Annotated in this window: 19 protein-coding genes and 2 pseudogenes; 10 read left to right on the top strand and 11 right to left on the bottom strand. The window is 60.6% G+C overall.

Features of this window, described 5'->3' with window-relative positions:
* From AC0L3L_RS30825 to AC0L3L_RS30780, 10 genes and pseudogenes are all read left to right on the top strand, one after another.
* Nucleotides 1-327 (top strand): annotated as a pseudogene (locus AC0L3L_RS30825) (inositol-3-phosphate synthase); the annotation flags it as partial.
* A complete protein-coding gene (locus tag AC0L3L_RS30820) occupies nt 324-920 on the top strand; it encodes a histidine phosphatase family protein (protein ID WP_473640888.1) in 597 nt (198 codons plus the stop codon). The pseudogene AC0L3L_RS30825 and the gene AC0L3L_RS30820, both read left to right, overlap by 4 nt.
* Before the next feature lie 13 nt (nt 921-933).
* Entirely contained in the window at nt 934-2037 is a 1104-nt protein-coding gene (locus AC0L3L_RS30815; RefSeq protein ID WP_473640886.1) for a CgeB family protein, read from the top strand.
* Nucleotides 2037-2843, top strand: a complete 807-nt coding sequence (locus AC0L3L_RS30810; RefSeq protein WP_473640884.1) for a sugar phosphate nucleotidyltransferase — start codon at nt 2037-2039, stop codon at nt 2841-2843. The genes AC0L3L_RS30815 and AC0L3L_RS30810 overlap by 1 nt, the downstream gene beginning before the upstream one ends.
* Before the next feature lie 2 nt (nt 2844-2845).
* Nucleotides 2846-3607 (top strand): TIGR04290 family methyltransferase, encoded by a 762-nt coding sequence (locus AC0L3L_RS30805; protein WP_473640883.1) that lies wholly within the window; start codon nt 2846-2848, stop codon nt 3605-3607.
* Complete coding sequence (locus AC0L3L_RS30800; RefSeq protein WP_473640881.1) at nt 3600-4532, top strand: glycoside hydrolase 5 family protein; 933 nt, start codon at nt 3600-3602, stop codon at nt 4530-4532. The genes AC0L3L_RS30805 and AC0L3L_RS30800 overlap by 8 nt, the downstream gene beginning before the upstream one ends.
* A 7-nt stretch (nt 4533-4539) precedes the next feature.
* Complete coding sequence (locus AC0L3L_RS30795; RefSeq protein ID WP_473640880.1) at nt 4540-5391, top strand: PIG-L deacetylase family protein; 852 nt, start codon at nt 4540-4542, stop codon at nt 5389-5391.
* Nucleotides 5388-6452 (top strand): glycosyltransferase family 4 protein, encoded by a 1065-nt coding sequence (locus AC0L3L_RS30790; RefSeq protein WP_473640878.1) that lies wholly within the window; start codon nt 5388-5390, stop codon nt 6450-6452. Before AC0L3L_RS30795 ends, AC0L3L_RS30790 begins: the two co-directional genes overlap by 4 nt.
* A gap of 9 nt (nt 6453-6461) precedes the next feature.
* Nucleotides 6462-7451 (top strand): GNAT family N-acetyltransferase, encoded by a 990-nt coding sequence (locus AC0L3L_RS30785; protein ID WP_473640876.1) that lies wholly within the window; start codon nt 6462-6464, stop codon nt 7449-7451.
* The gene (locus tag AC0L3L_RS30780; protein WP_473640875.1) at nt 7448-8401 is read left to right on the top strand and encodes a class I SAM-dependent methyltransferase; all 954 of its coding nucleotides are present in this window, start codon (nt 7448-7450) and stop codon (nt 8399-8401) included. Before AC0L3L_RS30785 ends, AC0L3L_RS30780 begins: the two co-directional genes overlap by 4 nt.
* Before the next feature lie 684 nt (nt 8402-9085).
* Here the strand turns inward: AC0L3L_RS30780 and AC0L3L_RS30775 are convergent.
* The 11 genes and pseudogenes from AC0L3L_RS30775 to AC0L3L_RS30725 form a co-directional block, all read right to left on the bottom strand.
* Entirely contained in the window at nt 9086-9649 is a 564-nt protein-coding gene (locus AC0L3L_RS30775; RefSeq protein WP_473640874.1) for a sigma-70 family RNA polymerase sigma factor, read from the bottom strand.
* 695 nt (nt 9650-10344) lie between these two features.
* Complete coding sequence (locus AC0L3L_RS30770; RefSeq protein ID WP_473640872.1) at nt 10345-10776, bottom strand: endonuclease/exonuclease/phosphatase family protein; 432 nt, start codon at nt 10774-10776, stop codon at nt 10345-10347.
* Between the two features lie 136 nt (nt 10777-10912).
* A complete protein-coding gene (locus AC0L3L_RS30765) occupies nt 10913-11146 on the bottom strand; it encodes an endonuclease/exonuclease/phosphatase family protein (RefSeq protein ID WP_473640871.1) in 234 nt (77 codons plus the stop codon).
* Nucleotides 11147-11253: 107 nt separating this feature from the next.
* Complete coding sequence (locus tag AC0L3L_RS30760) at nt 11254-12801, bottom strand: FAD-dependent oxidoreductase (protein ID WP_473640869.1); 1548 nt, start codon at nt 12799-12801, stop codon at nt 11254-11256.
* A gap of 15 nt (nt 12802-12816) precedes the next feature.
* On the bottom strand, nt 12817-13323 hold the full coding sequence (locus tag AC0L3L_RS30755) for a YciE/YciF ferroxidase family protein (protein WP_473640867.1): 507 nt from the start codon (nt 13321-13323) through the stop codon (nt 12817-12819).
* A 429-nt stretch (nt 13324-13752) separates the two neighbouring features.
* The gene (locus tag AC0L3L_RS30750; RefSeq protein WP_473640865.1) at nt 13753-14043 is read right to left on the bottom strand and encodes a hypothetical protein; all 291 of its coding nucleotides are present in this window, start codon (nt 14041-14043) and stop codon (nt 13753-13755) included.
* Nucleotides 14044-14076: 33 nt separating this feature from the next.
* Nucleotides 14077-14545 (bottom strand): annotated as a pseudogene (locus tag AC0L3L_RS30745) (Ros/MucR family transcriptional regulator).
* Between the two features lie 361 nt (nt 14546-14906).
* Complete coding sequence (locus AC0L3L_RS30740) at nt 14907-15095, bottom strand: hypothetical protein (protein WP_473640864.1); 189 nt, start codon at nt 15093-15095, stop codon at nt 14907-14909.
* A gap of 44 nt (nt 15096-15139) precedes the next feature.
* On the bottom strand, nt 15140-15346 hold the full coding sequence (locus AC0L3L_RS30735) for a hypothetical protein (RefSeq protein WP_473640862.1): 207 nt from the start codon (nt 15344-15346) through the stop codon (nt 15140-15142).
* Nucleotides 15347-15352: 6 nt separating this feature from the next.
* On the bottom strand, nt 15353-17872 hold the full coding sequence (locus AC0L3L_RS30730; protein ID WP_473640860.1) for a relaxase/mobilization nuclease domain-containing protein: 2520 nt from the start codon (nt 17870-17872) through the stop codon (nt 15353-15355).
* Nucleotides 17873-17875: 3 nt separating this feature from the next.
* On the bottom strand, nt 17876-18277 hold the full coding sequence (locus AC0L3L_RS30725; RefSeq protein WP_473640858.1) for a plasmid mobilization protein: 402 nt from the start codon (nt 18275-18277) through the stop codon (nt 17876-17878).
* Between the last annotated feature and the right edge of the window lie 8 nt (nt 18278-18285).

Here is an 18285-nt window from a genome sequence, read left to right as displayed (position 1 = left end):
CATGTCGGCCCCAGCGACCATGTGCCCTGGCTTACCGATCGGAAATGGGCCTACATCCGCGTCGAAGGCACGACGTTCGGCGGCGTGCCGCTGAATGCAGAACTCAAACTGGAAGTATGGGATTCGCCCAACTCGGCCGGGGTCGTTATCGATGCTGTCCGCTGCGCCAAGCTGGCGCTCGACCGCGGCATCGCGGGGGCGCTCACCGGCCCTTGCAGCTATTTCATGAAGTCGCCGCCCAAGCAGTTCACCGATGCCGAGGCACGCCTGCGCACGCTGTCTTTCATCGCCGGTAGGGACGAGCCGATGCTCGATGCCGCGGAATGACGACGACGTTCCTCTTGATCCGCCATGCGGCGCACGACAATGTCGGCGACTATCTTGCCGGACGCATGGCTGGAGTCTGCCTCGGCGAAACCGGCAAGGCACAGGCCTTGCGCCTGGCCAGCCACATGGCGCCGCGACCGCTAGCGGCAATCTGTTGCAGCCCGCGCGAACGAACCATGGAAACCGCAAAACCGATCGCAATCGCCTGCAGTGCCGAGAAGATCACAATCTGCCAAGAACTCGATGAGATCGACTTCGGCGCGTGGTCGGGCAAGACCTTCGAAGCGTTGAGCCAGGACGCCGACTGGCGGATGTGGAACAGTCAACGTCAGCAGGCGAGGACGCCCGGCGGCGAGACAATGCTTGACGTGCAGCAACGTGTCATCTCGCTGATGCAGCAGCTTCGCAAACGCTATCAAAACCGGTCCGTGGCACTGGTCAGCCATGCCGACGTGATCAAAGCCGCCGTCTGCAAGGTGCTCGGCTTGCCGCTGGGAGACTGTTTTCGCTTTGACATCGATCCCGCTTCGATCACCACGGTCGTGTCGGGTGACTGGGGCTCCAAGCTGATCCGACTAAACGAAGCCGCCTGACGAGGACTGCCGGATGCGTATGGTCATTTTCGGTCTCACCGTCACCTCCTCGTGGGGAAACGGACACGCGACGCTGTGGCGCGGGCTGATCCGTGCGCTCGGCCGGCTGGGCTGGTCGGTCAGCTTTTTCGAACGCAACACCCCATACTATGCCGGGGCGCGCGACCTTGATCATCTCGATGGCGGCAATGTCGTTCTCTATCCGGACTGGGAGGACATTCGCCATGTCGCGGAACAGGCTATCGGGGAATCGGACGTCGTCATCGTCACGTCCTATTGCCCCGACGCTGTGGAGGCATCGCGCCTGGCGCAGCAGGCCTGTCGCGGGCTGAAAGTTTTCTACGATCTGGATACCCCGGTCACACTCGCCCGGATCGAACAAGGTCTACGACCGGCGTATTACGGGCCCGAAGGCCTTCGCGATTTCGACCTCGTCCTGAGTTATACGGGGGGAACCGCAATCGATGCGCTGAAAACCCTGCTGGGTGCGCGCCGTGTCTTGCCTCTGTATGGTCATGTCGATCCCGAGCGACACCGGCCGGCAGAGCCCCGGGCTGAATTTGCCGGAGATATATCCTATCTCGGAACTTATGCGGCTGATCGCCAGGCCGGCGTCGAAAAGCTGCTGGTCCGCACGGCAGCGCGCCTGCCGGACCACCGTTTCGTGATCGGCGGCGCCCAATATCCGCACGAATTTCCGTGGGGCGAAAACATCTTCTTTGTCAGGCATCTTCCGCCTGCGGACCATCCGGCCTTCTTCTGCTCATCGCGTCTGACGCTGAACGTGACCCGCGAGGCGATGGCCAAGAGGGGCTGGTGTCCTTCGGGCAGGCTGTTCGAGGCGGCAGCCTGCGGCGCGGCTATGGTGAGCGACACCTGGCCCGGGCTGAGCAGTTTTTTCCAACCCGGCAGCGAGATCATCCTGGCGGACACCACCGACGACGTGGTCGCGGCAGTCTGCTTGTCCGACAGCGAAGTTGACGCAATCCGGCGCCGTGCGCGCGAGCGGGTGTTGGACGAACACACCTCCGCACAGCGCGCCAGGGAACTGGATCGCCTCATGTCCGATGCATTGCAGGGCTCGACGGCGAGCGAGCCGTTGAAGGAAGCAATCTGATGTTGGGCATCGTGCCCGCGGCCGGCCGCGGCAGCCGCATTCAACCACTCGGCTTCTCGAAGGAGCTCCTGCCGGTCGGCAGCCGCATCGACGGCCAGACCGAGCGTCCTTGCGCGGTGAGCGAATATCTGGTGCGTCGCATGGTGCGCAACGGCGTCGACAAAATCTGCTTCGTCATCGGATCGGGCAAATCGGATATCCTCGAATACTATGCGGCCGGCTACGGCGACGCCGCCGCACTGTTCGTCGTACAGCCGACCCCCGTCGGTCTTTGCGATGCGATCTTCCGCGCCGGCCCGCTGGTCGCGCCGGACGAGACGGTTCTGATCGGTCTGCCCGATACGATCTGGTTTCCGGAAGATGGCTTTTGCCAGCTGCCGGACGACCGGTTGTCGTTTCTACTCTTCCCGGTGGATCACCCGGAACTCTTCGATGCCGTCGTTCTCGACCAGGACGACCGAGTGAGGGAGATCCAGGTCAAGCAACAAGACGCTGCATCGAACTGGATTTGGGGCGCGTTCAAGCTGCCGGGCCGCATACTTCACCAGCTTGCCGCGCTTTGGCGCGAGCGGGATCAAAGCGACGAATACGTCGGTACGCTGATCAACGCCTATTTGACGGCCGGCGGTGAGGCTTACGGCGTCAAGGCAGGCACCGCGTATGTCGACGTCGGCACTTTCAACGGCTACCGCACGGCACTTCGGCTGCTTGAGAACAACGACCCTAGGTTGGAGGACCCGAAGAACCTCATGTTCGTGCTGCCAAGGCAGTCGCAAATACCAAGCCATCCAGGCGAAGGAGGCTAGCCATGCTGCATTCGAACGCCGAAATCCGTCGCCGCATCGATGCCCTTGGCCCGTGGTTCCACAATATGGAGCTGGCAGGCGTCGAAACCGCCCCCGACCATTTCCTCGGCAACTACCCGCTGATCAAATGGCGCAAGTTCGCCGACGCCATTCCTGCCGATCTGTCCGGCAAGGCCGTGCTCGACATAGGCTGCAACGCCGGCTTCTACTCGATGGAGATGAAACGACGCGGCGCCGGCCGCGTCCTCGGCATCGATTTCGATGAAGCCTATCTGGCGCAGGCGCGCTTCGCCGCCGAGATCGCGGACTGCGACATCGAATTCCAGCAACTGTCGGTCTACGACGTCGGCGCGCTGCGGGAGAAATTCGACATCGTCCTGTTCATGGGTGTGCTGTATCACCTGCGCCACCCCCTGCTCGCTCTCGATCTGATCCGGGAGCACGTCGCCGGCGACCTGATGATCTTCCAGTCCATGCAGCGCGGCAGCACCGAACTGCCTGCACTCGATGAGAATTATCCTTTCTGGACGCACGATCTGTTCGACCGGCCGGAGTTTCCGAAGCTGCATTTCGTCGAGCATCGCTATGCCGACGACCCGACCAACTGGTGGATTCCCAATAGCGCCTGCACCGAAGCTATGCTGCGCAGCGCCGGCTTCGAGATCGTGCTGCACCCGGAACAAGAGGTTTATTTCTGCCGCGCCGCCGACGAACCGGCCGGCGGCGGCGCCGTATACCCGTCGAAAGGACAACTTTATGATTGAAGCCGCGATGATCTGGAACGAGCCGAACAACAAGTCCCATTGGGATCCCGAACTCGACCCCGACTGGAGCCGCTTCGCCAATATGGCAATACTGGCGGCCGATGCGATCGCATCGGAAAACCCCGCCGTGACCAAGATCCTGGGCGGCATCTCGCCGATCGACGCCGATTTCATGGCACTCATGAAGCAGTACGGCGCGCTGGATCATGTCGATGCCGTCGCCGTGCACGGCTTCCCGCTCGACTGGAACCTCTGGCAGATTCAGGAATGGCCCCAAAAGATCGGCGAGATTTCGACCGTCACCGATCTTCCTGTATGGGTCAGCGAAGTTGGTGTGTCGAGCTTCGGTGCCGAGGAGGTACAGCTATGGGGCTTGCGCCGGACCGCCGAACTGCTGCTCGGCAATGCCTCGCGCGTCCAATGGTACAGCCTCTACGATCTTCCGCGCGAATGGGGGGCAACGACGCGCCATCGCGAGGCGGAAGGCTCCTCCTACTATCGCCACTTCTACATGGGCCTGCTACGCGAAGACGGTACGCCCAAACCCGCGCTCGAGGAATTCCTGCGTTACGCGCCCGAAATGGGACTGGTGCAATGGTTCCACTTCGAAGATCCCCGGCTGGATGACGCCGTCGCCTGGATGAAGCGGCTGGGCGTCACCAATCTGCGCACCGGGCTTTCCTGGGCCGATAGTTTCAGGCCGAATGCGCTGGACTGGTACGACCGGCAGATGGAAGCGCTTGCCGACTTCGACGTGACCATCACCTTCTGCTTCACTCCTGAGCACTGCGGAGTGATGCCGCACCACACCAGTCCGCCGCTAGTGCCGGAGGAATTCGCGGAATTTTGCGCGACAATGACCCACCGCTACGCTCCCGCCATGGCTGCCTCGCCGGTCAGAGCGGTGCGGGCTTCGGCAGCATGAGTGAGCAATGCAACGCGCACCCGACAGGTCCGGAACGCTTGCCGAATTCGCGGCCCTGTTGACAGGCGCTGCCCCGCACGGCTGTGACGGTGCTGAAATCATGATCGTTGTCGCGCATCCGGATGACGAGACCATCGGCATCGGCGGACATCTTGCCGGATTGCGCGGATCTCGCATCGTGCATGTCACCGACGGTGGGCCGCGAGACCTTGACGACGCGCGAGCACACGGCTTCGAGACTTGGCAGGACTACGCCGAGGCCCGCCATAGGGAATTGGAGACGGCGCTGGCGGCAGCGGGTTTGCCGTCGACGGCCCTGATCAGCCTCGGTTATCCAGATAAGCAAGCCGCCGGAAATCTTAGCTGGCTCGCACGGGAACTGACCGGCCTTTTGGCCGATCGCGACGTCAGCTTCGTCTGTACGCATCCTTACGAAGGCGGTCACCCTGATCATGACGCGACCGCCTTTGCCATCCACGCGGCTTGCCATTTGCTGCGCCGCGACGGACGCCATGCGCCGGCCATCGTCGAAATGGCGTTCTATTCGGCCGGGACTGAGGGCGCGGTCCTCCAGGACTTCAACAGTCATTCCGGCAGTGACTGCATTGAACTGCACCTTACGGAAGCGGCTTTCGAACGGAAGCAGTGCATGCTGGCCTGCCACCGGACACAGCAACGGACGCTGGCGCCGTTTACGGCGCGCGTCGAACGTTTCCGGGTGGCGCCTGCTTATGATTTCCTGGCGCTGCCGAACAATGGCAAGCTTTATTACGAGGCGCTGCCGCTCGGCTTCGAGGCGGCGGTTTGGCTTCACGACGCGGCCGCTGCGCATGGGGAGCTTGGGCTCGACCGGCCATGACCCTCACCGTCCTGAACGTCGCCTACCCTCTCGCGCCAGTCGGCCCGGATGCGGTTGGCGGTGCCGAGCAGGTGCTGTCGATGCTCGACCAGGCACTCGTGCGCGCCGGACACGGTTCCATCGTGATCGGTTGCCGAGGCTCCAAAGCGGCGGGCGTCCTCATCGAAACACCTGCTGAACCAGGTGTGCTCGACGATGCGGCGAAAAAACGGGCACAGCGCTCCCACCGCGTCGCGATAGACGTCGCACGCGCCCGTTGGCCGATCGACGTGGTTCATCTGCACGGCATCGATTTTGATGCCTATCTGCCTGACGATGGCCCGACACTTGTAAGCCTGCACCTGCCGCTCGACTGGTATCCGGCCGACGCTTTGCGCCCGGTCCGCGACGATCTATGGCTTCACGCCGTCTCGGTGGCCCAACAGAGGACTGCGCCGCCGGGTGCCAGGCTGGTTGCACCCATTCCAAACGGCGTCAATTTCGACGCGCTGAGCAGTCGGCAGTCCAAGCGCAACTTCGCGCTGGTGCTCAGCCGCATCTGTCCCGAAAAGGGCATCCATCTGGCGCTGGATGCGACCAAACAGGCTGGTGTGCCGCTGGTCATCGGCGGCAAGGTCTACCCCTACCAAACCCACACGCTGTACTTCCGTGACGAAGTCCAGCCGCGCCTCGACAAGCGGCGCCGCTTCCTCGGTCCGCTCGGCTTCACGGCCAAACGGCGCTTTCTCAACGCCGCCCGCTGCCTGGTCATTCCCAGCCTTGCCGCAGAAACCAGTTCGCTTGTCGCGATGGAGGCCCTCGCCTGCGGCACGCCGGTTGTCGCCTTTCCAAACGGCGCGCTGCCGGACGTGGTCGAACACGGCAGGACGGGCTTTCTGGTGAACGACGTCGACGAGATGGCGGAGGCCATCGTCGCAGCCTCCCGCCTGGATCCCGAGATTTGCCGGGCCGAGGCGCGGCGGCGCTTTTCGCTCGACCGGATGATTTCGTCTTACATGGACGCCTACCATGCGCTGGCAGGGCTTGGTGCCAGCCGCAGGGGCCTGGCGGCGGCGCAGTGAGCGGTTTTCATGCTTCGCTCCGAGATCTTCGACGATCCAGCCGCCCTTGAGGCCCTGGTGCCGCGCTGGTGGGAGCTGTGGGCGCACAGCCGAACAGCGACGCCGTTCCAAAGCCCCGCCTGGCTGGTGCCGTGGTGGCGCGCATTCGCGCCCGGAGATCTGGCGACGATCGCCGTCTGGCGTGGCGACGATCTGGTGGGGTTGGCGCCACTTTACCTGGAAAATACGCCTTCCGGTCTGCGACTGCTTCCGGTCGGGATTTCATTGAGCGACTATCTGGATGTCCTGTGTTTCCCCTGCATCGAAGCGGCTGTAGCTGCCGTCATCGCCGACCGGGTTCTTGCGATCAATTGGTCGCAGTGGATTTTACCGGACCTGCCAGCGGGTGCTGCGGGTCTCACTATTACGCACCCTGCGTTGGAAACAGGTCAACTTGCCGACCACGCCGCTTGTCCCGTGCTCTCGATTGCCGGGGACGACGCGCTGGCGGTCTGCGTTCCGGCGCGGCGAAGACGCCAGTTGCGCCGCGCACATAAAGCCGCATGCAGGCGCGGCTGCGTTTCCATTATGTCGGCGCAAGCCGATCCCAAAACATTCTTCGATCACCTGATCCGCCTTCACTGCGCGCGTTGGGCCGGGCATGGCGACGGCGTGCTGGCCGATCCGGCGGCAGAAGAATTCCATCGGCAGGCGCTTCCGCTGCTTGCCGCACAGGGCCTTAGCCGATGCTGGCTTGTTGCTATCGATGATGCGGTCGTCGGCGCCTACTACGGATTTCATCATCGCCACCGCGCCTACGCCTACCTTGGCGGTTTTGATCCGGCTTATGCCGAGGAAAGTCCCGGCGCAATCCTGATCGGCCACGCGATTGCCGAGGCGGCACGTGAAGGGGCGCGGGAGTTCGACTTCCTGCGCGGCCAGGAAACCTACAAATATGGCTGGGGCGCGGTCGATCGATGGACAATGCGAAAGGTCTGGACGCGGAGCATCGCTCAATGAGCACGACTGGACGAAACCCATCGCCACAGGCGTCGGCAGCAAGAATGGTGCTCGATGAGTGCATGGCCGACGGCGCTAGCGTCGAAGCCATCATCGCCAGACTGGCGCTGCGCTTCGAGACGGGGATCGAAGCGGCAGAGCTGGCGGAGATCGCGCTGGATATGTATTCAGCCGACCTTCGAAAACGAGGCGGACTGGAGCGCATCGCCGAGCTGCTTCGCCACAGGCCTGATATCTTTGCCACGCTGCGCGAAACAGGCGCGGCCGTTCGCCACGAACGTAATGAGGAGGAAACGGATGCCGCTGTCGTCAAGCGATTGGCCGCCGGCTTCGATGCGGCGGCGGCGATTTCCCTGGCGGCGAGCGTCCAGCTATCTTCGTTGGGAGACGAGGAGAAACTCGCCGCCGCCACCGACGAGATCGTCGCATGGCTGGACAGGCAAGGCTTCACCACTGACCGTGACATTCTGGACATTGGCTGCGGCATCGGGCGTTTCGAAAGCGCGCTCTCCAATGCAGCGCACCGGATCGTCGGCATAGACATATCCTCAAAGATGATTTCGATCGGTCGTCAGCGATGTGCCAGGCTGCGCAATGTGGAATTGCGGCTGACCTCTGGTCTCGATCTTGCCGATTTCGACAACGCAAGCTTCGATTGCGTGCTGGCTGTCGACAGTTTCCCCTACCTGGTGCTGGCTGGCCTGGCGGAGCGGTATTTCGAGGAAATTGCGCGTGTCCTGAAGACGGCAGGCATGGCAGCACTTCTGAATTACTCCTATCGCGGATCGCCGGCGCTGGATCGTGCAGATGTTCACCACCTCGCTAGAGCCCACGGCATGCAGGTCGTGGTTGACGGCGAAAAGCCGTTCCGGCGGTGGGATGGCAATGCCTTTCTTCTTACGGCATCCGACGGAACATTACGGCCCAATAATTGTTCGGGCATCAAATAGAAGAGGCCACCTGTGAGTGCCCACAATCCGAAGGAGGACTAGATGGCATCCGGCGGCAAGAAAGACATCTCGGCCGTCAGGACAAAGGCTCCGGCGTCGGCGCGATAACCGATTTGGCCACGGACAAGATCGAGGAAACGCGGTTTTGTCCAACAGAGGCTAAAAGCAGCACACCGAGTAACGCAGGCTCGACGGCAATCGGATCAACTCCGATCAGTGTCACGCCGCAGATCGGCTCTCTTAAGAACGACTGCTGCAACCGCAGACGCCAATCATGACCAGCGGCCAGTTGAGGTCGCAAGAGTCGAATTGTCAAGCGCACCCGGGAATATTGCCGGGGCGGAACGGAGGGAAGAGCATAGGCTTTCCCGGCGACACCAGCGGCTTCGAAACAATGCTGTGCAAGGCTCGGTGCTGACTGTAAGGACGGCGCGTAAATCCTTGCAAACTCTGATTGCTGTCACCACACTGGTGAAGGGACCACTTCGTTAAGAGAACACGATGTCTCGCTCAAGCGACGATACAATCAGCCCGCAACTCCGGCTGGCAATAGACCGGAAGATTGCATCTCTGCTGACTGCCATCGAGCAGGAAAAGGTCCCCAACCGGTTGACCAACCTCGCGGTTCAATTGCAGAACGCGCTTGTCGAGAAGCGTCGATGCAAAGCAAAGAAAGAGGACTAGCTATCGACGCCTGTCGACTGCGAAGTTTCCCTGTGCTTCGGACAGGTGATTGCGTCTTTCCACCAATGTCTGCAACGAACTTTCGCCGAGGTATTCCAGCACGCCGGCGCGCGCTCGGTTAAGGCGGCTTTTTACCGTTCCCACCGCGCAATCGCATATTTCGGCGGTTTCTTCGTAGCTGACCCCAAGAACCCCGATCAGCATCAGGACCTCGCGCTGATGTTCCGGCAGCTTCTGGACCGCGCTATGGACTTCCTTGCTCTGAACGGACCACTCCTGCGTCGCTTCCGAAATCGGGATCAGAGAGGCACAGTCAAGCAGGCCGGGTTTTTCCCTGTCGGCGGCTTTGACACGCGTATGATAGGTATTGCGCATGATGGTGAAGAGCCATGACTTCATACGCGTTCCAGGCTCGAACTTATCGATGTTGGCGAGCCCCTTGGTCAACGTCTCCTGGACAAGGTCATCGGCATCGTCAGGAACACGGCAGAAGGTGCGCGCAAAGGCGCGCAACGCAGGTATCAAGTCAACGATGGAAACTTCATCCGTTTCCTGGTTGGCCAAGGCGTAGCCTCTCGAGGACAATGGTCCAGCTCCCAGCAAGAACGAGTTGAAGAACGAAGAGTTGCGTAAATGCATGAAGGTTTGTATCGTTCCGGGCACAAAAATAGCTCACGGGAAAAGGCCTGGAGCGGGCGAGGACTGGTGCGGGCCATACGTTTGCGCTGACCTATGTCGCCGCGGAATCCGGTCCATATGACGGAATACTAGCTGGTCTCCCCTGTCGGCCGCGACCTCGAATCTCCACCAGCCAACAACCCCTTGGCTTGCAGTTGCCCCGGCCGTCTACGGTTGACCGCACTTCTTGGCCGCCTCTTCCCGCTGCTTTTTCAGGACTTCCTCTGTCCCGATCACCTTCGATCCGCTTCTGAACTTGCAGTAGGCTGAGCAGTTCCAATACGACAGGCTGCCAGGGGCGGTGGATGCGCCCTCGATTGAGCCAGCACTTTCCGAGCCACAGCAACAGCCGGGCAGGTGATGCCGGAGTGGCGAAGTGCAGCCACGTTATTCACGCTCAACATCTGCCGGGCCGGCCCGCGCCTCCTTCCAGGGGAGAGACGCAGACTGATTGCTTCAGTGAGATGGGGAACGCTGAAGATCGTTTCGACCAACCAACGCGTCTTCTTCGTCTCTCTGGCTCCCGCCCAGTGCTGCAGCCGCGCTCGCTATGAACGCGCCAATGACCAACGACAGGGTGCCTAGGAGCGCGAAGGTGGCGCTCGCTTTCCTCGCAGTGTCGGCCAGATCCACGCTGGCGCATGGTCGCTTGGCTTGTCCCATCCACGCAACTCTACATCCACGCCGGCACCGCGGAGCCGGTTCGAAAGGGATGGGCTCACCAGGAGATGGTCCATCCGGAGGCCAGAACTCCGATCGTAGCCACCCCGATAGGAGAATTCCAGTAGGTGTAGGTGCCCTTTTCGGGATGCATGCATCGGACGGCGTCTATCCAACCCGTTCCCAAGCATTTCGGCGTAAGCTTGCCGACTCTCCGGAAAGTAGACCGCGTCGCCTAGCCAGCATCTTGGCGCTACAGTGGGAGTTGGAACGACGTTATAGTCGCCACAGAGATACTTGGGGCGTCGTTTTTGAGGAGGGTTTTTGAGTAGCCAATCAGACGCTCGAACCACCTCAGCTGTAGTTGAATTTTGGGCCAGGCGCTGGATTGCCGTTGGGCAGATAAAGGCAGTCGATGACGAGCCCGTCCACCTCGGCCTGGATGTAGCGGCGGTGTGTATCGTCAGGATCTCCCGGCAGGCCGCGTCGTCATTGCAGCGGCTCCCTTGCTCGGGCGAGGATCGCTACGCCGTTGTAAGACTTCTGGCCATGCCAGATCGCGCCGTATCCCGCTTGCTTGATGGCATCGACGAGCAATTTCTCGTCCGAGGTTTTCAGCTCCTGAAGGCAGACGATGTCGTAATTGGTTTCGCTTAGCCACTTCAAAAGCACGGGCAGCCGGCCGTTGACGCCGTTCACGTTGAAGGTCGCGATGCGGGTCATGTGGACATCCTCTTGCCGCATTTGGACGTCGACGCTTCGGTTTCGCTTGACCGTTGGCCCAAACTTAGTCCGCCGGTCGCCATGCGGATCGCGCCAAGTCGGGACGTTCACGACCCCCGAACTTCGACCGGCTCCAAAGGAAGCAATGCGGGTCCGTTCAGGACAGCCCCATCCGGAGCGAAATGCGATCCATGGCAAGCACAGTCCCAGCACTGCTCTGTCGTGTTCCATGCCACTTCGCACCCTAAATGCGTACAGGCAGCGGAGTGCAAATGCAGCGTGCCGTCGCTATCGCGACAGGCAGCGATTTTTTGCAGTCCATCTCGCAAAATGCCGCCTTGACCAAGGGAAAGGTCATCGAAGGATTTGAGTTCGCCGGGCAGCAAGTAGCGGGCAATGTTCTCGGCCGCCGAGAGGTTTTCTCGGATGTAGTTGACCACGCCGGATGTGGCTATACGTGCGGGCTCATAGACTTCTATCCAAGGGTTGGGTTGACCGAAGATGAGATCCTTCACCAAAACTCCTGCAAGCGTGCCGTGCGTCATACCCTGTCCGGAGTCACCTGTGACAACGTAGACCGATCTGCTGCCGGGGTTGCGACCGATGAAGGCGCAGTAATCGACCGTATCCAGGACCTGTCCGGACCAACGGGTCACCTCTTTGCCCAATGCTGGCACCAGGGCGCGTATCCACGCCTCGATTGCCTCGAACCGAATGTCCCCGTCATCAGCTTCGCCTGATTTGTGGTCGGCGCCACCTACAATGAGATAGTCTACCAACCCGGGGCCCGGGTTCATCCGGACATAGTGGTAGGGGTCGCCCGTATCCCAGAAAAGCGCATCCGGGAGCTCACCGCGGGCCAGCGTAAAAGCCATCGCGTAGGTTCGATAAGGAGCCATCTTGGTGTGCAGCTTGAAGCGATCGTTGATTGGGGAATTGGTGGCGACCACTGCATTTGACGCTTCGATCACTCCGCCGTTCTCAGTGGACACGTGTACCCCACGTTCCGGCAATTCCTCGATTGCCATCACGGCACTGTTCGCGAAAATGAGGCCTCCCTTGTCGCGGACCGCTTCGGCAATTGCTTGCAGATATCTTAGAGGATGAAACGTAGCCTGGTTCGGATAGCGAAGTACCGGGGCCTTTTCGAAGCCTTTGAGGGGCACACCAGTGACAAGCTCGGCTGCGGCACCAACCGTCCTAGCGGCACTGAACTCCTCTTGGCGCTGGTCGCTGGCCTGCTTAAGATCAACTCCCATTGCGGGAAACAGGAACGCGTCCAGCCGCCGGAAATTGCACTGGATCCCAAGCTCCTCAACGATCTGTTCGATACGTGCGACAGCAGCTTCCTGGCTTTGCTGAAAAAGCCGCGCAATTGCCTCGCCGCGCAGATTGATCAGCCTGCTCAGACCGTCGTCGCAAATGGGCGCGAGATGCGCAGTCGTTCGCGACGTCATCCCGCCCGCGATAGGACCGCGATCGATGATGATGACCTGATGCCCAGCGGTAGCGAGCTCATAACCTGCCGAAAGTCCGGCGATACCCGATCCGATGATGACGGTGTCGCATCTCTGCCTGCCCGAGAAACACCGGGCCGCAGAATCGACCTCGACCTTCATCCACAAAGACCGGGTGTGTTCGCCGCGCGCGTCCATGATTTGCAGCCTCGATTAGCCGGCGGCTTTCTGATTGACTTTTCGCTCCGCGATTGTCGTCAACTTTTTGTCGGCCGCTTTTTCCTCTTTGAGGGTGGTCGTTAATAGTTTGGCGATCGCGTCCTTGCCGGTCTCTTCTGCCCAGGCGATAAGCGTTCCGTATCGCGTGATTTCGTAATGCTCGACGGCTTGCGCGGCGGTGATCAACGCGGCATCAAGCACCTTCTTCTCAGCAATTTCACCGGCGATCTCGTTAGCTTCCTTGATAATGCCGTCGATTGCCGGGCAATTGGACGCTTTTGGCGATATGCCGGCCAGGTCGAACGCCTGTTCGAGACGCTGAACGTGTTTTTCGGTCTCTTTCAGGTGACTTTGGAAGGCAGCTGTCAGCTCGCGGTTGGTGGCTTTTTCGATCATGTCCGGCAATGCTTTGATGATCTGTTTTTCAGTATAATAAATATCCTGCAGGACATGCAGGAACAGATCCTCCATCGTCTTGATGTCTTTCGTGAAGAGTCCCATCACTGGCGCTCCATAGAAGTGAGGCGACGTCGAAATACAACGCGCGGCTATCTCGGCCGTTCCAAATAAGGCCTCGTGGCTGCTTCCACAAATTTCATCTGAGAACCTGATCGCGACGATATTTTGGGGGCAGGGGATTGCCGCCTGTGTGTCTCACACAAACGTAACGGGACAGAGACCCACATCGGTTGAAGCCAAAGTCAGATGACGAGATCGTCGACCTCAAAGCGCGACAGACCGCCAAGAAGCTAGAACTGCCAATGGTTCCTATTGCTCGTACCTTGGCCGTCGACGGATACGACAGGCCGGCGCCTTTCAGTGGGAGGTTGCCTGAAAGGCGCTGGCCGGACGGGCCATCAGGTCCGCCGCGCCTTAGCGATAGTTGAGTCGCAGCGTCGCCGTGCATTGCGTGATCGCGGAAGGTTGCATTTACGCGCTCCCGTCCGTTTCACTCTCCTCATCGATTTCGCGCACGGGCAGATAGGCGTTCGTTTCCAGCCATTCCCGCAGCACGATCTGAATGAGGTCCGCGCGGCCGATTTTCATTTCGGCAGCAATGGAGTTGAGAGCGTCCTCGGTTGCCGGTTCCAGCGGCACGCCGGCGACGTTTCTGAGCATCAATGCCGCGCGCCGCAAGATGATCTGCAGATCCGCGCGCGAAATGTCCGCAATGCGATCAGCGGCACTTTCAAGCTCTTCGGCAATGGATCGGCGTGTCATCGCATTGGTCCGCTTGCCTGAGGCAGGGTCTTCTTAGGCCTTCACCCGCTTGGCTGGGGCCTTCTTGGCTGGAGCCTTCTTGGTGGGCATTTTTGCGCCCGTCTTGCGACCAAGTCCGATTGACTTCGCCAGCTCTGACCGTTGTGCAGCGTAGCTTGGTGCCACCATAGGGTAGTCCCGCGCCAACCCCACTTGGCCCGATACTCGTCAGGCGTCATGCCGAGCAAGCCCAAGTGCCGTTTCATCGACTTGAACTTGCGCCCGTCTTCCAAGGAAATGATGTGGTCGGGAAAGACAGATTTTTTCGGATTGACCGCCGGGGTCTGTGTTGGCTGCTCAACTGGAGCTGGTCTGACTAAGCTAACGAGAGCGGAGTTCACCGAAGAAATCAGATCCGGCAGGCCTGCTACGGGCACTGCGTTATTTTGGACAAACGCCGCGAGACAATATCCGCGGTCAATTCCATCAATTCCGCATTCTGGCGGTTGTTCTCTTCGATCATTCATCAACTCCTATTGTTATTCCGCTTTCGTATGGGGGAAAGTTCGATCGCGCAAGAAGCAGGCCCACAGAACGAAAAAACCGGGATCATCGGTCGGGCGGCTGCGGTTTAATGCAGAGTCTTGAAAACTTCCGTACCTGGAACGTACACGCCTACATTGCTAGACGGCACGCCTTCGTTCCGGCAAAGCTGCGAATCGCGGGGCCACTGGCAATCCGCAGGTCGGCGGGTTCAGGCAATGCTCATTGAAAGATGGGCCGCCGACTTTCCTTTTGGCGGTAAAGTTCGGCAGGTTGTCGCTCTCGATTCCGTCTCAAATGGCGGGACGTGAGGACGCGGATGGCTGCCACACGGTCTCTTTTCAGTGGATCCCTGCAGCAGGTTTTAGGTCGAGCGGTCCCTGACGTTTATAGGCTGCCCAAGCCTCGGCGGGCACTGCCGAATCCGCCCGCGCCAGCCAGTCCGCGCGCTCAGCCTCGGTAAGTGCATTCCACCACTGCATACCGGCTATTTCGTCAGCAGTCGGATTCCGGTTCGGTTCGTCTGCCATTTCTTATCCTCGCATGAGACTCGAATGCCGGAGGCCCGGAACGATCAGAACGGCCAAAAGCCGGCCAAAAAAGCCAGCATTTCGCTGCCCCACTGCATGAAGTTTTGGTACCAGCCAGACAGCGTTTCATAAGCAACCTGCAGTGCACCTAGGAAGAAAACGAAACAGATGACGATAGCAAATAGCTTGCCAAACCCCTCATCACCTTTCGGGTCGCTGTACTGGTAAACGTAATCCTGTCGATCAAACATGGTCGATTAACGGTCCCGCTCGTCGCGGTCGCGTTCCTTTCTTTCTCGTTCCTCGCGCTCCAGCTCCTCGAGGCGAGGAATGTGCTGTTGCGCCGGATCGGTCCGCGTCGTTTCGCCGCCGCGTTGTGCGGCCTCCTTGTCCCTGTTTAACTTATCCTGCAGCCGATTTGTAGCATCGACTGTTGATGCGAGTTCGTGCGCCTCGCGCGCATCCGGATCGATTGGCTGGCGCTCCGGCTCCTCGAGACGAGGCTCGCGCTGCTGTTCGACGACGGCATCGGCATTCGTCGGGGTCTTGTCCTTTTGCTCTGCTGACTGCTCCCCTACCCTTTCGGCGCCAGCAATCAGCGCCTCCCGATTTTTAGCTGCGCCGACAAGAGCGGGATTGTCGGGGTTCTGCATGGCCTCGGCATACCGCTGGCGAACGCCGTCCTCGATCTCCAGACTCCGTTCGCAAATGTATGCGGTGCTGTAGCCTTCTGCTTTGAGCCGATCAATCTCGGCCTGAATGGCCCGTTCTAACTCCTCTTTCGGCATTTGCGGCTGTTCCATTGCGGCTTGCCGTTCTTCAGCAGAACTGGATTCGATCAGATCGGAGCTGTGATCCTGAACCGAGAGGACGTCGTTGCCAGCATCAACCGCGACATCGCCGTCCTGGGCGACGGCTGCTTGCCATTCGGCCTCCGCCTGCTCTTCTTGCTTCTGCTCGGCCCGCACTTCGTTGCGCTGCTCATATAGTTCCACCAGCTCGTGGCGCTGATTGACGTGTTCGCGCGCCAATGTCGCCACTTCATCGAAGTCGGCCCGCTCGTCCGGACCGACGCTCCGCTCCAGCCGGAACAAGGCCGTCTCGACCTTCTTTTCATAGGCTTCAAACTCTGCTCGTGTTGTCTCGCGCATTTCCTGGCCCTCCAAAACGACTTTCTGCAAGGTTACCATATTGGCGCGGAATTTTGATCCGAAATCTGCACGAACGACATTTACGCTCGCTTCCGCCTGACCTGCCGAAAGGCTTGCTGTCAAGCGATCCCGCTGCTGCTCTGCATAAGCGACAACACGTCGATCACCGCTGGCGAGCGCAATTTTCTGCCAACTCTGTGTTGCCTTTATGGCATACTCCCGGCTTCTTTCGGCCTTCGCCAGACTGCGCCATCCGCCCCGCTTGGCGTCGTACCGTCCCTGTGCCGCCTCGCTGGTCCCGACGTGCTCGGTCCGCCCTTCACTGTTCACCGGCCTCACCTGATTGCGGGTAAAGGCGGGCGGACTGGCGAACTCGCGACGATCGGTCATCTCCATCGCTATTCCCTGCGCCCGGGCCTTCTCCGCCATCGTGGCCCGCCACTCCCGAAACACCTGAGGGGTCGTCTCGACCCGATCACCCGATTCCGATCGCATGGTGATGATCGCGTGCGCATGGACATGTGGCCGCTTGCCTCCATCCCCTTCTTCCTTCGGATCGTTGGCCGGATCATGCATGGCAAACACGTAGCGATGGCCGGCGAACTGCTCGGCGAGGAAGTCGCGTGCAGCGTTTTCAAACGCCTCGACATTCGTACCGGCCCGGGCCGACATGATCAGGTGCATCACGTCGCGGCCTTTGCGGCTGTGCAGATCACCGCGCCATTCCTTTTGCACCAGGTCGCCAGCGAGCTCTTCGTCACCGATGACTTGACCGCGGTCGTCGCGAACGTTGCCGTCATGACGTTCGACCAGGCTCCGCAATTTGCTGGCGCCATACTCGACACCGTTGCCGTAGCCCTGGAACGAGAACCGCGCAACCACATCCTGCGCGGCGGCACTCGCGTCATATCGCGCCTGAATGATGCTGGCGGCCTTGTCGTCGCCAGTCAGCCGCTCGCCCTGCCCGCTTCTGAGCACGACCGCCCCTTGAACCGTCAGCGCGCCGTCGGCCTGGCGCGTGACCGCATAAGCGTAGCGTCGATCGCCGAATGCGCTCGTTAAACTGTTCCTGACCAGCTCATGCATCGCCTCGTCTGACGAAACCGCCGCAGTTTGAATCTCTACGGTGAAGCTGCTGATATCGCGGCTCTCTGCGCGGTTCTGGAAAAGATGGTTCCAGTCTCCCCGCAACCGCGCCAGATCCTCGCGGCTGCTGATGCGCTCGCCGTTCTCGTTCTCGACGGCGAGCTCGCCGCTACGCGACACATAATTCAGCATCGCCCCCACCCTCGCGCCGGCGCCATAGGATGCCATTTTGACAACCGCGGGCTGGCTGCCCTGGGCAACCGCCGCTAGCCGCGCTTCTCTTGGACGGGACGCCTCCGCTGCCCGCGTCTCGGCCGCGAAGATCGACTTGGCGGCCGCCCGTTGCATTTTCGGCCGGCTGCCACCGCCTCCACCTGAACCAGAACCACCGCCACCGCCCAGCTCGGCCATCGCTTTCAATCGACGCTTCATTTCGTCTTCGACCGACGAACGGCGTTTTGGCCCAAGCGATAGCTCATGCAGCAACGCCGCGCGGCGCTGCTCCCATTCGCTCGTGAAGGCGCCGAAGAAGATTTCCACGCCTTACCCCTCCCCTCGCCGCTTATGGCCGGCGCGCTTCGCCAGCGATCGCAACTCCGTCATAACGGCCGCTTGGACGCGCTGCACGTTCCCGAGATTGATATCGACGTCGCTCGGATGAACGCCTTTGCCGCTGTTGAGCGCCCGCGCGACCTGATTGAGGTTCACGCCGATCGCGCGCATGTCCTCCAGCAGCAATGCCATCACGAGGCGGTCTTCCTCGGCAAGGAATGGCCGAGCGCCCGCTCCCTCAATGATCAGCGACCGGAAGAATCCGGAAACCGTCATGTCGGCCGCCTTGGCGGTCTTTTCGATCGCCGCATATTCGTCCGCGCTGACGCGGGCATGCACCATTCGACCCTTCCGGTCCGGCTCGAGCCGGACCTCGAATTTCGCGTCGTCCATTGGCCTTG

The organism is Mesorhizobium sp. WSM4849 (assembly GCF_055811385.1).
This window is presented reverse-complemented; position numbering and strand designations above follow the sequence as displayed.